15 protein-coding genes are annotated in these 14,824 nt (G+C 57.1%); 6 read left to right on the forward strand and 9 right to left on the reverse strand.

The features are described 5' to 3' along the window. From cydB to NI40_RS10955, 7 genes are all read right to left on the reverse strand, one after another. Complete coding sequence (gene cydB / locus NI40_RS10925; RefSeq protein ID WP_039262523.1) at positions 1–1,011, reverse strand: cytochrome d ubiquinol oxidase subunit II; 1,011 nt, start codon at positions 1,009–1,011, stop codon at positions 1–3. After that, a complete protein-coding gene (locus NI40_RS10930) occupies positions 1,011–2,414 on the reverse strand; it encodes a cytochrome ubiquinol oxidase subunit I (protein ID WP_033145500.1) in 1,404 nt (467 codons plus the stop codon). Before NI40_RS10930 ends, cydB begins: the two co-directional genes overlap by 1 nt. A gap of 68 nt (positions 2,415–2,482) precedes the next feature. After that, entirely contained in the window at positions 2,483–3,355 is an 873-nt protein-coding gene (locus tag NI40_RS10935; RefSeq protein ID WP_008502274.1) for a manganese catalase family protein, read from the reverse strand. Between the two features lie 15 nt (positions 3,356–3,370). Further along, entirely contained in the window at positions 3,371–3,877 is a 507-nt protein-coding gene (locus tag NI40_RS10940; RefSeq protein WP_014831871.1) for a ferritin-like domain-containing protein, read from the reverse strand. 25 nt (positions 3,878–3,902) lie between these two features. Next, on the reverse strand, positions 3,903–4,106 hold the full coding sequence (locus tag NI40_RS10945) for a hypothetical protein (RefSeq protein WP_008502273.1): 204 nt from the start codon (positions 4,104–4,106) through the stop codon (positions 3,903–3,905). 23 nt (positions 4,107–4,129) lie between these two features. After that, positions 4,130–4,624 (reverse strand): YciE/YciF ferroxidase family protein, encoded by a 495-nt coding sequence (locus NI40_RS10950; RefSeq protein WP_008502272.1) that lies wholly within the window; start codon positions 4,622–4,624, stop codon positions 4,130–4,132. Positions 4,625–4,718: 94 nt separating this feature from the next. Beyond that, a complete protein-coding gene (locus NI40_RS10955; protein ID WP_004150795.1) occupies positions 4,719–4,904 on the reverse strand; it encodes a general stress protein in 186 nt (61 codons plus the stop codon). 529 nt (positions 4,905–5,433) lie between these two features. On the opposite strand from NI40_RS10955, the gene hglS reads away from it, so the two are divergent. Both hglS and NI40_RS10965 read left to right on the forward strand, forming a co-directional pair. Then, the gene (gene hglS, locus NI40_RS10960) at positions 5,434–6,777 is read left to right on the forward strand and encodes a 2-oxoadipate dioxygenase/decarboxylase HglS (RefSeq protein WP_039262521.1); all 1,344 of its coding nucleotides are present in this window, start codon (positions 5,434–5,436) and stop codon (positions 6,775–6,777) included. A gap of 43 nt (positions 6,778–6,820) precedes the next feature. Then, entirely contained in the window at positions 6,821–8,326 is a 1,506-nt protein-coding gene (locus NI40_RS10965) for a carboxylesterase/lipase family protein (protein WP_039262519.1), read from the forward strand. On the opposite strand, the gene NI40_RS10970 is transcribed toward NI40_RS10965, so the two are convergent. Then, positions 8,313–9,155: a LysR family transcriptional regulator gene (locus NI40_RS10970; RefSeq protein WP_039262517.1), complete on the reverse strand. Its 843-nt coding sequence runs from the start codon at positions 9,153–9,155 to the stop codon at positions 8,313–8,315. The genes NI40_RS10965 and NI40_RS10970 overlap by 14 nt on opposite strands. A 115-nt stretch (positions 9,156–9,270) precedes the next feature. Between NI40_RS10970 and NI40_RS10975 the strand changes: the two genes are divergently transcribed. The 4 genes from NI40_RS10975 (at position 9,271) to rimL (ending at position 13,830) form a co-directional block, all read left to right on the forward strand. Then, positions 9,271–10,440 (forward strand): pyridoxal phosphate-dependent aminotransferase, encoded by a 1,170-nt coding sequence (locus NI40_RS10975; protein WP_039262516.1) that lies wholly within the window; start codon positions 9,271–9,273, stop codon positions 10,438–10,440. A 10-nt stretch (positions 10,441–10,450) separates the two neighbouring features. Continuing rightward, positions 10,451–11,224, forward strand: a complete 774-nt coding sequence (locus tag NI40_RS10980) for a transporter substrate-binding domain-containing protein (protein ID WP_025756391.1) — start codon at positions 10,451–10,453, stop codon at positions 11,222–11,224. A 356-nt stretch (positions 11,225–11,580) separates the two neighbouring features. Beyond that, entirely contained in the window at positions 11,581–13,236 is a 1,656-nt protein-coding gene (locus tag NI40_RS10990; RefSeq protein ID WP_039262514.1) for a glucan biosynthesis protein D, read from the forward strand. A gap of 45 nt (positions 13,237–13,281) precedes the next feature. Then, positions 13,282–13,830: a 50S ribosomal protein L7/L12-serine acetyltransferase gene (rimL, locus tag NI40_RS10995; protein ID WP_039262513.1), complete on the forward strand. Its 549-nt coding sequence runs from the start codon at positions 13,282–13,284 to the stop codon at positions 13,828–13,830. Here rimL and ydcK read toward each other — a convergent pair. After that, the gene (gene ydcK, locus NI40_RS11000) at positions 13,825–14,805 is read right to left on the reverse strand and encodes a YdcK family protein (protein ID WP_039262512.1); all 981 of its coding nucleotides are present in this window, start codon (positions 14,803–14,805) and stop codon (positions 13,825–13,827) included. The genes rimL and ydcK overlap by 6 nt on opposite strands. Positions 14,806–14,824: the final 19 nt, after the last annotated feature.

Raw genomic sequence — 14,824 nt, forward strand, 5'->3', positions numbered from 1 at the left:
TCAGTGATAGCCTTCAGTATCCGACACTTTGCCCCGGAAGACGTAGTAGCTCCAGGCGGTGTACACCAGGATCACCGGAATAATCAGTAACGTGCCTACCAGCATAAACAGCTGGCTGGCAGGCGGGGCCGCGGCTTCCCACAGGGTGATGCGCGGCGGAATAATGTTCGGCCAGAGGCTGATGCCGAGCCCGCTAAACCCGAGGAAAATAAGCCCCAGCGTCAGCAGGAAGGGGCGAGCGTGGCTGGCTGGGTTGCGGGTCAGGCGCCAGATCAGCACGCTGAAAAGCCCGACCAGCAGAGGCACCGGCAGGAACCAGAAGAAGTTGGGCAGGGTAAACCAGCGGTCGGCCACGTACTGCCAGCCGAGCGGCGTCCAGATGCTCACTACGGCGATGACGACCATCAGCGCCAGCAGCACGTGGCGGGTCAGTTCGCGCATGCGGGCCTGCAGCGCGCCTTCACTTTTCATGATGAGCCAGGTGGTGCCCAGCAGCGTGTAGGCCACAACCAGCCCGATACCGCAGAAGAGGTTAAAGGGGGTGAGCCAGTCAAGCGCGGAGCCGACGAAACGCCGCCCCTCAACGTCGAAGCCGTTAATCACGGCGCCCACCACCACGCCCTGGCTGAAGGTGGCGAGCAGAGAGCCGCCGGCAAAGGAGTAGTCCCAGAATTTGCGGTGCGACGGCGTGGCTTTGAAGCGGAACTCAAAGGCGACGCCGCGGAAGATGAGGCCGATCAGCATCGCGGTGAGAGGAATGGTGAGCGCATCAATAATCACCGCATAGGCCAGCGGAAACGCGCCGAACAGGCCTGCGCCACCGAGCACCAGCCAGGTCTCGTTGCCGTCCCAGACCGGCGCCACGCTGTTGACCATCACATCGCGCTCCTTCGCATCGCCCACGAAGTTAAACAGCAGGCCGATGCCCAAATCAAAGCCATCCATGATGATGTACATCAGCGTGGCAAAGACGATGATGGCAAACCAGATAACTGAGATATCGACGCCCATCAGTTTCTCTCCTGTTCAGGAACAGACTCAGCGGCAGACAGCGGACGGGCGGGTGTGCCCGAGGTGTTTGACGTCAGCGTATCGACAGGCTGCGGTCCTTTCTTAATCAGCCGGATGAGGTAAACATAGCCCACCCCAAACACCGACGAGTAGACGACGAAGAACGCCAGCAGGCTGATGCTCATCTGCAGGGTGCTGTGCAGCGATACCGCGTCGATGGTGCGCAGATAGCCGTAGACCACCCACGGCTGACGGCCCACCTCGGTGGTGACCCAGCCGGCGAGCAGCGCCAGCAGCCCGGCAGGCCCCATGCAGAGGGCAAACCAGTGGAACGGGCGAGAGTGGAAAAGTCGATGACGATAGCGCAGCCAGACGCTAATCAGCCCGAGGGTAATCATCAGCAGCCCCATCCCGACCATGACGCGGAACGACCAGAAGACGATGGTCGAATTAGGGCGATCTTCTTTCGGAAAATCCTTCAGCGCCGGGACCTGCTTATCCAGGCTGTGGGTCAGGATAAGGCTGCCAAGCGCGGGGATCTCCAGACCGTATTTGGTGCGCTCCTCCTCCATATCCGGCAGGCCAAACAGCAGCAGTGGGGTGGCCTCGCCGGGCGGGTTTTCCCAGTGCCCCTCAATGGCGGCAATTTTAGCCGGCTGATGCTCAAGCGTGTTCAGGCCGTGCATATCGCCCACGACCGCCTGGATAGGGGCGACCAGCAGCGCCATCCACATCGCCATGGAAAACATGGTGCGGACGGCGGGGGTATCGTTACCGCGCAGCAGGTGCCATGCGCCCGACGCGCCGACAAACAGGGCGCTGCTCAGAAACGCGGCGATAGCCATATGAATCAGGCGGTAAGGGAAGGAGGGATTAAAGACGATCGCCAGCCAGTCCTGCGGAATAACCTGTCCGTTCTCGATAGTGAAGCCCTGCGGCGTATGCATCCAGCTGTTGGACGCGAGGATCCAGAAGGTCGACATCAGCGTGCCGAGCGCCACCATGCAGGTTGAAAAGAAGTGCAGGCCCGGGCCGACCTTATTCCAGCCGAACATCATGACGCCAAGGAAACCGGCTTCAAGGAAGAAGGCGGTTAAGACTTCATAGGTCAGAAGAGGGCCGGTAATACTGCCCGCGAACTGTGAGAACCCGCTCCAGTTGGTGCCAAACTGGTACGCCATGACCAGGCCGGAAACGACACCCATCCCGAAGTTAACGGCAAATATCTTGAGCCAGAAATGGTACAACGATCGCCAGACGTCATTTTTTGTACGCAGCCACATGCCCTCCAGTACCACCAGATAGCTGGCGAGGCCGATGGTGATCGCAGGAAAAAGGATATGAAACGAGACGGTAAAAGCGAACTGAATTCTGGCCAGATGGAACGCGTCGAGTTCGAACATGGTCCGTACCTCTGAAACGATGGGGCACGAGAATTGCCGGGCAGTTTATGGCTGCCCGGCAAAACCGATTACGGTTTAGTCTTACCGGCACCCAGCTCGGCACCGGTCAGCGGGTCAGAATGTGGATCGGACTTCGTGCGGGCAGACATCGCCTTGACCAGGGTTGCCTGTTCGGTCGTGAGCGTGACGCTTGCGCTGCCATCGCCGCCGTCAACCGCAGGCTGGGGGGACTCAACGTAATCGAAATGTTTATCGCTGTTCCAGCTTCCGCGAACCTCTCCACCTTCAGACATATTGTAGTACTTGTTGGTGAATTCCTCGATTGGCGGCAATTTTCCCGGTGGGAAATTATTACGGATGGACTGCAGCGCCTTCTCAAAGGAGAGCTGGTGCGCCGCCTCGCGCGTCATCAGAAACGCCAGCGCATCCTTTACGCCGGGATCGTCGGTCACGTTGATCAGCCGTTCATAGATGATTTTCGCTCTGGCCTCTGCTGCCACGTTTGAGCGCAGGTCCGCCGTCGGCTCGCCGATGGTGTCGACGTAGGCCGCCGTCCAGGGCACGCCCGCCGAGTTAGTGAGCGGGGTGCCGCCACCGTAGAGCAGGGAGGTGATGTGGCTGTCATTGCCGTTTTCGGTCATGGAGCGATACAGCTCGGCCTCGTTTTCCACCCCTTCCGCCAGCGCGCCTTTGGCACCTTTATTCAGCATGCCGACCAGGGTACCGATGATTTCGAGGTGGCTTAGCTCCTCGGTCGCGATATCCATCAGCATATCTTTACGGCCCGGATCGTCATCGCTCAATCCTTGCGTAAAGTACCGGCAGGCGGCAGCCAGTTCGCCCTGAGGCCCACCGAACTGTTCCAGTAAAAGGTTGGCGAGGCCTGGGTTCGGTTCGGCAACGCGAACCGTATATTGCAGCTGTTTGACGTGTCGGAACATGGCGATTCTCCCTGATTATTTTTTTGCTTCGACGCCCGATGCGTCTGAACGCAGCAGGAACTGTTCCGTGGTCTGCGGAATATGGCGAATCAGCCAGTCGGCCATTTCGCGTTCTTCGGCCAGAATCGTCTCGATGGCAGGTACCGAGGCCGTGTCGCCTGCTTTCTTAGCCGCCGCGAGCAGGGAGGTATAACAGGCTATTTCAAACTGTTCGAAAACATAGCCGCTGATCGAGCCCTTAACGATCTCATCCGACGGGAACATGCCGCCGATGGACTGGCCGAGCGCCGCCATTTTGCTCATCGAATCTTTTAAAACCGAACGAGAAATATCATTACGGTCGAGGATTTCTTCCAGCAATGTAATTTGCCGTTTTGTCTCATTAATATGCTGCTCAATTCTGGCGCGAACATCAGGATAATTATCGATACGGCTGGCCATGGATTCCAGCATAGATTCGGCTTGCTTTTCCATCGCATGGGCATCGCGTAGCCAGTCATGGTAGTGTTCTACGTGATTCATCATTGTATCCTCATTAGGGGTTCGCTTATTTGGTCTCACTTTCAGCAGCCTGATCGGCACGCGCGGCACTGTAGCCAGATAAATGGCCGACAATATTGGCGTAAATGCTGATGATAATGACCCATAGCACGCTGTTCTTCCACCATATTACGGAAGGGATGGCGAGAATGAACCATATTATGGCTGCCGCTAAATGGCACCGTTTAATTGTCCTGGGACTGATGCTCATTTTATTTAACCTGTATTATTGCGTCATTTCTGCGCTTTTTGGTTAATATTTCCTACGGCCAGGTCGGTGAGTTTAAGGTCGGTCTCTTTTTCTTCTTCCAGCGTTTCGGCAAGAAGCTTAACGGCTTTTTTATAGCCCAGTTGTTCTGCTAATGTGGCAAGGGTACCGTAGCTGGCAATTTCGTAATGTTCGACTTTTTGCGCGGCGGCAATAAGTGCGGCATCACGTACTTCATTTTTTTCCGTGCTTTCGATGACTTCGTTGGCTTCTTCAATTAAGCCTTCCATCGCCACGCACTTCATGCGCTTAAGCTTAATGCCGTCTTCCTGCTCGACGATCTGGTCGATACGTTCGATCTGACCCTGCGTCTCTTCCAGGTGTGCGGTAAAAGCGGCGCTCAGCTTCTCGCTGGAGGCGGCGCGGGCAAGTTTGCTTAACGCTCGGGTAAGCTGCTTTTCTGCGCTGTAGGTATCCGACAGAAGATGAATAAAGACATCCTCGACGCTTTTCATATTCATAATAATTACGCTCCGGTAAAATAAAGAAAGGGTACTGCGAGCTTTTCAGCCCGCAGCATGCTCTCTGGTTTTATTAAAAGAGTATTAAATAAGATCAGGAGTTATCAGATTTACGGCCTCCGCCGTGACTGTTCTGTCCTCCTTTCTTACCCGCTTCAGAAGCGCGTTGCGGATCGTTTTTAAAGTTCCCACCGCTATGCTGGCCACCTTTACGTCCAGCTTCTGATGCTTTTTCACGGTCTTCAGCGAAATTACCGGAACCACCACGATGCTCTGCCATATTAAACCTCATAGTCATATATTGGTTATGTCAGTACGATACGAAAATATTCCGTATCACTCGTCGTTCGAGTAATAACTCTAGTCGCTGTGCGTCATCCGTCAAATGCGTTTTGCTATTTGCGGTTGCGTTATTTTTAAATATTTGTAAATTTGCGCTTCGCTTAAAAAGGAAATATGGATAGACAGGAAGGACTTGTAAACAACCATTCAGATTAATCCTAACTTCGAGCTAAAAATTTGAAAGCTGAGGATAAAAATAATGGCGTACTCGAATTGGTTAATTTGCACTCAGAAGAGAGCCAAAAAATACTCCTTTATAGATAGAAAGCGGAACCCTAAATAATTATAAGGAAAATCCTGGATAAAAGCGTTCAGGCTGAAAGGGCGGTTCCGTTCGGCGCTGTTCAGGGGCCTGATAGCACACGGTTTGACCACTGTCGTCTTAAGATCACAATTCAGAAATTCTTCCCCCCGGAAGGAACGGGTTTCTCTACACTCCAGGTAATATTCACTGGAGGCATGACATCATGGCGAACACCATCACGGCTGATGACATTCGGGAACATTTTTCGCAGGCTATGTCGGCGATGTACCAGCAGGAAGTTCCGCAGTACGGCACCTTGCTTGAACTGGTTGCGGACGTAAACCTGGCGGTTCTGGAAAATAATCCACTATTACATGAGCAACTGGCTAACGCCGATGAGCTTGCGCGCCTGAACGTGGAGCGTCACGGGGCGATCCGCGTAGGCACGGCACAGGAACTTTTAACCCTGCGCCGTATGTTTGCCATTATGGGTATGTACCCGGTCAGCTATTACGATCTCTCTCAGGCGGGGGTGCCCGTCCACTCAACGGCGTTTCGTCCGATAGAGGATGCGGCGCTGTGCCGGAATCCGTTTCGTATCTTTACCTCGCTGCTGCGTCTTGAGCTGATTGAAAACGTCGCGCTGCGCGAGCGGGCCGCGGAGATCCTGTCTCACCGCAACATCTTCACCCCGCGCTGCCTGGAACTGATCGACCTCCACGAGTCGGAAGGGCAGTTTACTGACGCACAGGCCCATGAGTTTGTGCAGGAAGCGTTAGAAACCTTCCGCTGGCACCGCCATGCGACGGTCGATCAGGAAACCTATCTGGCGCTGCACAACGAGCACCGTCTGATTGCCGACGTGGTCTGCTTCCCGGGCTGCCACATTAACCACCTCACGCCGCGCACGCTGGACATTGACCGGGTGCAGGAGCTGATGCCGAAGTACGGTATCGAGCCAAAAATTCTGATCGAAGGGCCGCCGCGTCGCGAGGTGCCCGTCTTATTGCGTCAAACCAGCTTCAAGGCGCTGGAAGAGCCGGTGCTGTTTGCCGGTGAACATAAAGGCACCCACACCGCGCGCTTCGGTGAGATTGAACAGCGCGGCGTGGCGCTGACCCCGAAAGGCCGTGAACTGTACGATAGCCTCCTCGCCCAGGCCGGTACCGGTAAAGATAACCTGACCCATCAGCTGCATCTGCGGGAGATCTTTAGCGCCTTCCCGGACAGCGAAATGCTCATGCGCCGTCAGGAGCTGGCTTATTTCCGCTACCGCCTGACGCCAGCCGGGGAAGCGCATCGGCATGCGTTTCGTCCGGGAGACGATCCGCAGCCCCTGATCGAGCGCGGATGGGTGGTTGCCCAGCCGATCACCTACGAAGATTTCCTCCCGGTCAGCGCCGCGGGGATTTTCCAGTCCAACCTCGGGAACGAAACCCAGGCCCGCAGCCACGGTAACGCCAGCCGCGATGCGTTTGAAGACGCGCTGGGATGCCCGGTGTATGACGAGTTTACGCTCTACCAGGAGGCTGAAACGCGCAGTAAACAGCGTTGCGGTTTGCTCTGAAATCGTTACTCTGCTGGGGTGTGATGGAAAAATTAAGGTCGTTATGCAAAATCCTTCCGCCCCTGTGGTTGAAACGCGCCAGGGCGCACTGTCTGGTTTAACCGATGAGAACGTCCACGTCTGGTGCGGTATTCCCTACGCCGCGCCGCCCGTGGGGGAGTGGCGCTGGCGCTCGCCCCGGCCGCCTGAACGCTGGGATGGCCTGCGCGAGGCCACGGCCTTCTCGCCCTCAAGCTGGCAAAGCAGCGAGTATTGTCAGGAGCTCGGCGGCGGCGATCCGGGCCAGTTTTCCGAAGATTGCCTCTACCTTAACGTCTGGTCCCCTACAGAACGCGCCGAGCCGCTTCCGGTTATGGTCTGGCTGCACGGAGGCGGGTTTACGATTGGTGCCGGAGGCCTGCCGCCGTATAACGGCAAAGCGCTGGCCATGCGTGGCGTGGTTGTGGTCACGATCAACTACCGTCTCGGCCATCTTGGCTTTTTCGCCCATCCCGCGCTGGAAGGTGAGGAAGGGCGCGTTGTGCATAATTTTGCCCTGCTGGATCAGATCGCCGCGCTCGAATGGGTGCGGGATAACATCGCCGGGTTTGGCGGCGATCCCGCCAATGTGACCCTGTTTGGCGAATCCGCTGGCGCGCGGAGCGTGCTCTCGCTGCTGGCCTCTCCGCTGGCAGCAGGATTGTTCCACAAGGCGATTGTGCAAAGCGGATACACCTTACCGGACACGCCGCGCGAGCAGGCGCTGCAAAAAGGGGAAGCGCTGGCCGCCCATTTCGGGCTGGAAAATGCGACCGCCGGGCAGCTGCGCGCCATTCCGCCCGAGGCGTTCTGGCCGCTCACCGCGCCGCTGAACGTCGCTCCGGCGCCTATCGCAGGAGACTGTGTTCTGCCGGAAGCCATGCTTGACGTCTTTTTCGCCGCGCGTCAGCATCCGGTGCCGGTGATGATTGGCTCCAACAGCGATGAAGCCAGCGTGATGGCGGTGTTTGGCATCGATCTCGCCGGACAAATTCAGAAGCTTCGCCGGGAGCGCCGCTTCGGGCTGGGGCTGATTAAGCTGCTCTACCCGGGCGTGAAGGGCGATGAAGAACTGGGCAGGCAGGTGTGTCGCGACATGGCGTTTACCACGATGGGCTACGTGGTGATGCAGGCCCAGCAGCGCGTCGGTGGGTTGTGCTGGCGTTACTGGTTTGACTATGTCGCAGAGGCGGAACATGCCACGTACATCAACGGTGCCTGGCACGGCAACGAAGTTCCCTACGTCTTCGATACGCTCGGTCAGGTGGAGCCTTCACGACAGTACGTCAATGAGCGAGATCTGCAGTTTGCTGCCCAGGTGGCGGATTACTGGGTGAGCTTTGCGCGTGACGCGGGTCGTCGCGACATCCTGCCCGGGCCGACGCACTGGCCCGCGTGCCGTAAAGGGCGGGACGTTCTGTTACGCATTGGTGTGAATAAACATGCAGCTTTCAGGCTTGAAAACCGCTTTATGCGCGCCCGCATGAGCCTCTTCAAACGGGTGATGAAGCACCACGTCAGCCTCGATTAAGCAAACAGGCGCGAAACGCCGCCAGTCCATTTTCCTCGCCTGGCGTTTCGCGCAGCACCAGCCGGTAGCTTGCGCCGGTTTTTATGCTTGTCTCATAGGGCCGTACCAGCCTTCCCGCGTGAATATCTTCTGCCACCAGCGTTTCGTCGGCGATAGCGACGCCGAGCCCCTGAATGGCGGCCGTAATGGCGAGATCCATCGTATCGAAGTGTTGATTTTTATGCATGGCAAAGCCCGGACCTTCCTGTTTCGTCAGCCACAGCGACCAGTCTGTCTTGTCCCTTGTCGGGTGCAGAAACGTCAGCGAACCCAGCGCAGCACCCGCCCGCACCGGGCTTATCACCGGGGTGAGCGCCTCTTCGAACAGCAGATCGCCTGCGCTCATGTGCGTGCCGAACACGATGGCCGCGTCGTAAGACTCAGTTTTGAAATTGACGTTGTGATCGGTAGTGGTGGTCAGCGCGATCTGCAGATCCGGATGCTCGCGCTCCACCTCCAGCAGGCGCGGCACCAGCCAGCGCATGGCGCAGGTGGGGGCCTTCAGCCGGATCACGGTGTGCTGGCTGCGGGCCTGGTCGGCCACGGACAGCAGCTGCTCGAAAGCGGACTGCAGCTCCGGAAGCAGGGCGCTACCCTGCGGTGAGAGGCGCAGCCCGCGCGCGTGGCGTTCAAAAAGCGGAAAGCCAAACCACGCCTCAAGGGAGGCAATCTTACGGCTCACGGCCCCCTGCGTCAGACACAGTTCCGCCGCGGCATGGGTAAGATTGAGGTGACGCGCGGTGACTAAAAATGCGTCGATGGCATTAAGGGGGAGCGAACGGCGTGACATAGAAAACACCTCAGCTATGCATTTTTCTCATGGCTATTATGACAACAATTCGATTGTCCCGACAGCACAGATGTTGTTTGAATAGTTATGCAATGTCCATGAGAAGGGAAAGAAGATGACTTTACGAACGCCAGTGCAAACGCGCTCCAAACTGCCGGATGTGGGAACCACCATTTTTACCGTTATCGGCCAGCTCTCGGCGCAGCATAACGCGATTAACCTTTCTCAGGGCGCACCGAATTTTTCCTGCGACCCGAAGCTGATTGCGGGCGTCACCCGCGCAATGGAGGCGGGGCATAACCAGTACGCATCGATGACCGGTCTGCAGCCGCTCAGAGAACGTATTGCCGATAAAATTGCCACGCTCTACGGCACGCAGTACGACCCTGCCAGCGAGGTGCTGGTGACCGCCAGCGCCAGCGAAGGGCTCTATTCGGCGATTAGCGGGCTGGTGCATCCGGGCGATGAGGTGATCTACTTTGAGCCGTCCTTTGACAGCTACGCGCCGATTGTCCGTCTGCAGGGGGCAACCCCGATTGCCATCAAGCTCACCGTGCCGGATTTTACCGTCAACTGGGATGAGGTTCGCGCTGCGATCACCCCGCGCACGCGCATGATCATCATCAACACGCCGCACAACCCGAGCGGTCAGGTCTTTTCCGCCAGTGACCTGCAGCAGCTGGCGGCGCTGACGCGCAATACCGACATCATTATTTTGTCTGACGAAGTGTACGAACACGTCGTTTTTGACGGCGAGCCGCATCACGGGATGGCCACGCACCCGCAGCTGGCGGAGCGCAGCGTGATTATTTCCTCTTTCGGAAAAACCTATCACGTCACCGGGTGGCGCGTGGGTTACTGTGTTGCACCGGCGGTACTGATGGACGAGATTTGTAAAGTGCATCAATTTTTAATGTTTTCTGCCGATACGCCAATGCAGCACGCGTTTGCTGAGCATATGGTCGACCCGCAAACCTGGCTGTCGCTTTCGGCGTTTTACCAGCGCAAGCGCGATCTGCTGCACAGCCTGCTGGCCGATTCGCCGTTTACGCTGCTGCCGAGCGCCGGATCGTTCTTCATGCTGGCGGACTACAGCCAGTTCAGCGACGAGCGCGACAGCGAGCTGGTGAAACGGCTGATCGTTGAGTACGGCGTTGCCACCATTCCGCTGTCGGCGTTTTATGCGGACGGTACGGATAATAAATTGATTCGTCTCTCTTTTGCGAAAGATGAGGCGACGTTACGGGCAGGTGCCCAGGCCCTGTGTCGGGTTAAACCACGCTGAGGAGTATGAGATGAAATTACGCGCGTTAGTTGTCGGCATGGGATTGCTGTGTACTTTTTCTTCCTTCGCGGCCACCGAGCTGCGTTACGGTCTGGAAGCGGAATATCCGCCGTTTGAGAGCCGCAATGCGGCGGGCGAACTGGAAGGGTTTGACGTTGAGCTGGGGAATGCCATCTGCAAAGCGGCAGCGCTGAAGTGCAGCTGGGTTGAAACCTCCTTTGATGCGCTGATCCCGGGGCTGGTGGCGAAGAAATTTGACGCCATCAACTCGGCGATGAACATCACCGAGCAGCGCCGCAAGAGCATTGATTTTACCCAGCCGATCTACCGTATTCCGTCGCAGCTGGTCGGCAAGGCAGGTACGGCGGTTGAGGCAACCCCAGAAGGGCTGAAGGGGAAAACCATCGGCGTGCTGCAGGGATCCATCCAGGAAACCTATGCCAAAGAGCACTGGGAAAAGCAGGGTGTCACCGTGGTGTCTTATAAAGATCAGAATATGGCTTGGGGCGATCTGCTGAATGGCCGTATCGACGCCTCGCTGGTCATGTCCGCGGCCGGGCAGGCAGGTTTCCTCAGCAAGCCGCAGGGGAAAGGGTTTGGCTTCATCGGCAAACCGGTGTCTGACGACACTATCCTCGGCAGTGGGATCGGTTTTGGGTTGCGTAAGGGCGACGAGGCCACCAAAAAGCAGCTTGATGCCGCGATTGATAAAGTACGTGCCGACGGCACGATCGCTAAACTCGCTGATAAGTACTTCCCGGGTATCGATGTCAGCGTAAAATAACCGCCTCATTAGCCCCGGCGAACGATGTCGCGCCGGGGCATTTTTAATACACTTCATCCTTCAAGCTGCCTCTGCGTTGGCTACGTCTGTTCACCCCAGTCACTTACTTAAGTAAGCTCCTGGGGATTCTCAGACTTGCCGCCTTGATCCAGCATGAATGATTTTGTGTATTTACTGTTTTTTACACCACTTTCGGGCCGTTCTGGTCGACAGAAAATATTTCTCACTTTGTTCATATAATCACCGGCCAACAATTGGATTCTTAACCATTTTTGTTTAGGCTGTGCGTTCTTTCTTGCCGTCATTTCGCCGAGCGCGAAACACATTCACACGACCATAAGGACGTTTTTCCAGGCATGAATCGCAGACGTTTTCTAAAAGGCTCGCTGGCAGTGGCAGCCCTGAGCGGCACATCTGGCCTTGCTTCCCTGTTTTCCAAAGCGGCATACGCTGCCGACTCTGACATTGCTGACGGACAGAGCCGTCGTTTCGACTTCTCCGTACTGCAATCCATGGCGCATGACCTGGCGAAAACCCCGTGGGGTGGCGCGCCGCGTCCGCTGCCGAACACGCTGGCAACCATGACGCCGCAGGCGTACAACGCCATCCGCTACGATGAAAAACAGTCACTGTGGAACAACATTGAAGGGCGTCAGCTGGACGTGCAGTTCTTCCATATGGGGATGGGGTTCCGTCGCCGCGTGCGGATGTTCTCGCTGGACCAGTCAACCTCTATGGCGCGCGAGATCCACTTCCGTCCGGAGCTGTTCAGCTACGGTGAAACGGGTGTGGATACCAAACAGCTGGAAGGGCAAAGCGATCTCGGCTTTGCGGGCTTCCGCGCCTTTAAGGCGCCTGAGCTGGCGCGTCGCGATATTGTCTCTTTCCTGGGCGCGAGCTATTTCCGCGCGGTGGATGACACCTACCAGTACGGCCTTTCCGCACGCGGTCTGGCGGTCGATACCTTCACCGACACGCCGGAAGAGTTCCCGGACTTTACCTCTTTCTGGTTTGAAACCGTCAAGCCGGGTGATACCACGTTTACCGTCTATACGCTGCTCGACAGCCCGAGCATCACCGGTGCCTATAAGTTCGTGATCCACTGCGAGAAGAGCCAGGTGATCATGGAGGTGGAAAACCACCTCTACGCGCGTAAGGACATTAAGCAGCTCGGCATCGCGCCGATGACCAGCATGTTCAGCTGCGGCAATAACGAACGCCGCATGTGTGACACCATTCACCCGCAAATTCATGACTCCGACCGCCTGGCAATGTGGCGCGGCAACGGGGAGTGGATCTGTCGTCCGCTGAACAACCCGCAGAAGCTGCAGTTTAACGCCTATATGGACAAAAACCCGAAAGGGTTCGGCCTGCTGCAGCTCGACCGCGATTTCTCGCACTATCAGGACGTGATGGGCTGGTATAACAAACGCCCGAGCCTGTGGGTTGAACCGCGTAACGACTGGGGTAAAGGCGCGGTTGGCCTGATGGAGATCCCGACCACCGGCGAAACGCTGGATAACGTGGTCTGCTTCTGGCAGCCGGAAAAAGCGGTGAAGGCGGGCGACGAGCTGGACTTTAAATATCGTCTGTACTGGAGCGCCATGCCGCCGGTGCGTTCTCCGCTGGCCAACGTCTTCGCCACCCGTACCGGCATGGGCGGCTTCCCGGAAGGCTGGGCACCGGGCGAAAATTACCCGAAAGTGTGGGCCCGTCGCTTTGCTATCGACTTCGTCGGTGGCGACCTCAAGGCCGCTGCGCCAAAAGGCATCGAGCCGGTGATTACGCTCTCCAGCGGAGAAGCGAAGCAGGTTGAGATCCTCTACGTTGAGCCGTTTGACGGCTATCGCATCCTGTTTGACTGGTACCCAACCTCGGATTCGACGGAGCCGGTGGATATGCGCCTGTTCCTGCGCTGCCAGGGCGATGCCATCAGTGAAACCTGGCTGTACCAGTATTTCCCGCCAGCGCCGGATAAACGTAACTACGTTGACGACCGGATAATGCGTTAACGATCGATTCCCTCTCCCTTTGGGAGAGGGTTAGGGTGAGGGGCAATGACCGCAGCAAAATCCGAAATTATCCCGGTATCTGACGCTCTCGAGCTTCGCGCCGTCGAAGAGCGCTACGCCGCTGAACTGCACAATCTCGTCGTCCAAAACAAAGCCTTTCTGCAAACCGCCTTTGACTGGGCGCAGCACGTGGGCAGCGAGGACGATACCCGCCGCAACGTGCAAAGTAACCAGATGCTGCACCAGCGCGGCTACGCAAAAATGTTTTTGATATTCAAGAGTGATGAACTGGTCGGCGTGCTGTCGTTCAATACGATTGAGCCTGCTAACAAAGCCGGGTACATCGGCTACTGGCTGGATGAAGGCCATCAGGGGCAGGGCATTCTCTCCCGGTCACTGCAGGCGTTTATGCGCTACTACGTCGAACGCGGGGAGATCCGCCGTTTTGTGATCAAGTGTCGGGTGGCGAATCAGCACAGCAACAGCGTTGCCGTGCGTAACGGTTTTACGCTGGAAGGGTGCCTGCGGGAAGCGGAATACCTGAATGGCCGCTTTGACGATGTGAACATCTACGGGAAGATCTACGCCCTATAACGCTCCCAGCAGCGGGGTGCGGGTGATGCGCTGGTCGCCGTTAATCACCTTTTCGCCGCGCAGGTGAATGCTCTCCCCGTTAAACGCTTCGATGACCGCATCATCGGTGATTTCAACCCGGTGCTCAATGAGCACATCTCCGCTGATCCGCGCGCGTCCCTGGATCACCACCTTATCGTCCAGCATGATCGGCCCGCCGCGCAGCCATGCCTGACCGCCAATCAGAACGTGGTGCTTGATGACGCAGTTTCCTTCCACCACGGCATTCTCCGCAATCTGAGAGCTGTAGCGCACCGTCGGAATAGCATCGTCGTCATAACCGGCAATCACGCGGGCGTTACCATAGACCTTTGCGCAGTCGCAGACCCAGACGTTATTTAAGTCGTTACCTTCGAGGATGGCGTTGTCGAATATTTCGGCGCGGTGCTCAACAAACGCAAAATTAACCATCGCCTCGCCGTAGATTTGCGCCTGGTGCACAATGCGTGACTGGCTGACGGTGGCCTTATCGTAGATTTGCAGGATCTGGTCATGGTCCGGCGTCAGCCCTTTGGCGGCGATGATAACGCTGTTGTGCAGAACGCGGGCGTCGCCGTAGAGATGGCACTCGCCCCGCACGCAGGAGTGCTGAATGGTGACGTTGTCACTTATGCGCGCCCCGTGGCTGACCTCCGCGCCGTCCAGCCAGCAGCTGCCGCTGATATGCGCATCGTGGCTAACGATGCACGGCAGGGTAAGTCGCGCATTGCCGGACACGGTTGCACCGGCAAACACCACGCTGTTTTCGTCGTAGATCCAACAATCGCCGTCCTGCGCGAGGGCGCGCTCATCGTCAACCCAGCCGCCTTTCGTACCGACCGTCACGTCGTTAAAATCCACTGTCGCGATAATCTGCCGCAGCGTGACGGAGCGGGTAGTGTCGCCGTTTTTCCATTGCCAGAGGCGGGTTTCGTCGCTAAGGCGATATTTGTTCATCTTTAGGTCTCTGATAAGC

Source organism: Enterobacter sp. E20 (genome assembly GCF_000801755.2).
Classification (GTDB): Bacteria; Pseudomonadota; Gammaproteobacteria; order Enterobacterales; family Enterobacteriaceae; genus Enterobacter; species Enterobacter asburiae_B.

Excerpts from the sequence above, each read along its gene's own strand:
- NI40_RS10945 (WP_008502273.1), bottom strand. The coding sequence starts at position 4,106 with ATGAGCATCAGTCCCAGGACAATTAAACGGTGCCATTTAGCGGCAGCC.
- NI40_RS10955 (WP_004150795.1), bottom strand. The coding sequence starts at position 4,904 with ATGGCAGAGCATCGTGGTGGTTCCGGTAATTTCGCTGAAGACCGTGAA.
- rimL (WP_039262513.1), top strand. The coding sequence starts at position 13,282 with ATGACCGCAGCAAAATCCGAAATTATCCCGGTATCTGACGCTCTCGAG.
- ydcK (WP_039262512.1), bottom strand. The coding sequence starts at position 14,805 with ATGAACAAATATCGCCTTAGCGACGAAACCCGCCTCTGGCAATGGAAA.
- cydB (WP_039262523.1), bottom strand. The coding sequence starts at position 1,011 with ATGGGCGTCGATATCTCAGTTATCTGGTTTGCCATCATCGTCTTTGCC.
- NI40_RS10970 (WP_039262517.1), bottom strand. The coding sequence starts at position 9,155 with ATGTCACGCCGTTCGCTCCCCCTTAATGCCATCGACGCATTTTTAGTC.
- NI40_RS10930 (WP_033145500.1), bottom strand. The coding sequence starts at position 2,414 with ATGTTCGAACTCGACGCGTTCCATCTGGCCAGAATTCAGTTCGCTTTT.
- NI40_RS10950 (WP_008502272.1), bottom strand. The coding sequence starts at position 4,624 with ATGAATATGAAAAGCGTCGAGGATGTCTTTATTCATCTTCTGTCGGAT.
- hglS (WP_039262521.1), top strand. The coding sequence starts at position 5,434 with ATGGCGAACACCATCACGGCTGATGACATTCGGGAACATTTTTCGCAG.
- NI40_RS10975 (WP_039262516.1), top strand. The coding sequence starts at position 9,271 with ATGACTTTACGAACGCCAGTGCAAACGCGCTCCAAACTGCCGGATGTG.
- NI40_RS10935 (WP_008502274.1), bottom strand. The coding sequence starts at position 3,355 with ATGTTCCGACACGTCAAACAGCTGCAATATACGGTTCGCGTTGCCGAA.
- NI40_RS10990 (WP_039262514.1), top strand. The coding sequence starts at position 11,581 with ATGAATCGCAGACGTTTTCTAAAAGGCTCGCTGGCAGTGGCAGCCCTG.
- NI40_RS10940 (WP_014831871.1), bottom strand. The coding sequence starts at position 3,877 with ATGAATCACGTAGAACACTACCATGACTGGCTACGCGATGCCCATGCG.
- NI40_RS10980 (WP_025756391.1), top strand. The coding sequence starts at position 10,451 with ATGAAATTACGCGCGTTAGTTGTCGGCATGGGATTGCTGTGTACTTTT.
- NI40_RS10965 (WP_039262519.1), top strand. The coding sequence starts at position 6,821 with ATGCAAAATCCTTCCGCCCCTGTGGTTGAAACGCGCCAGGGCGCACTG.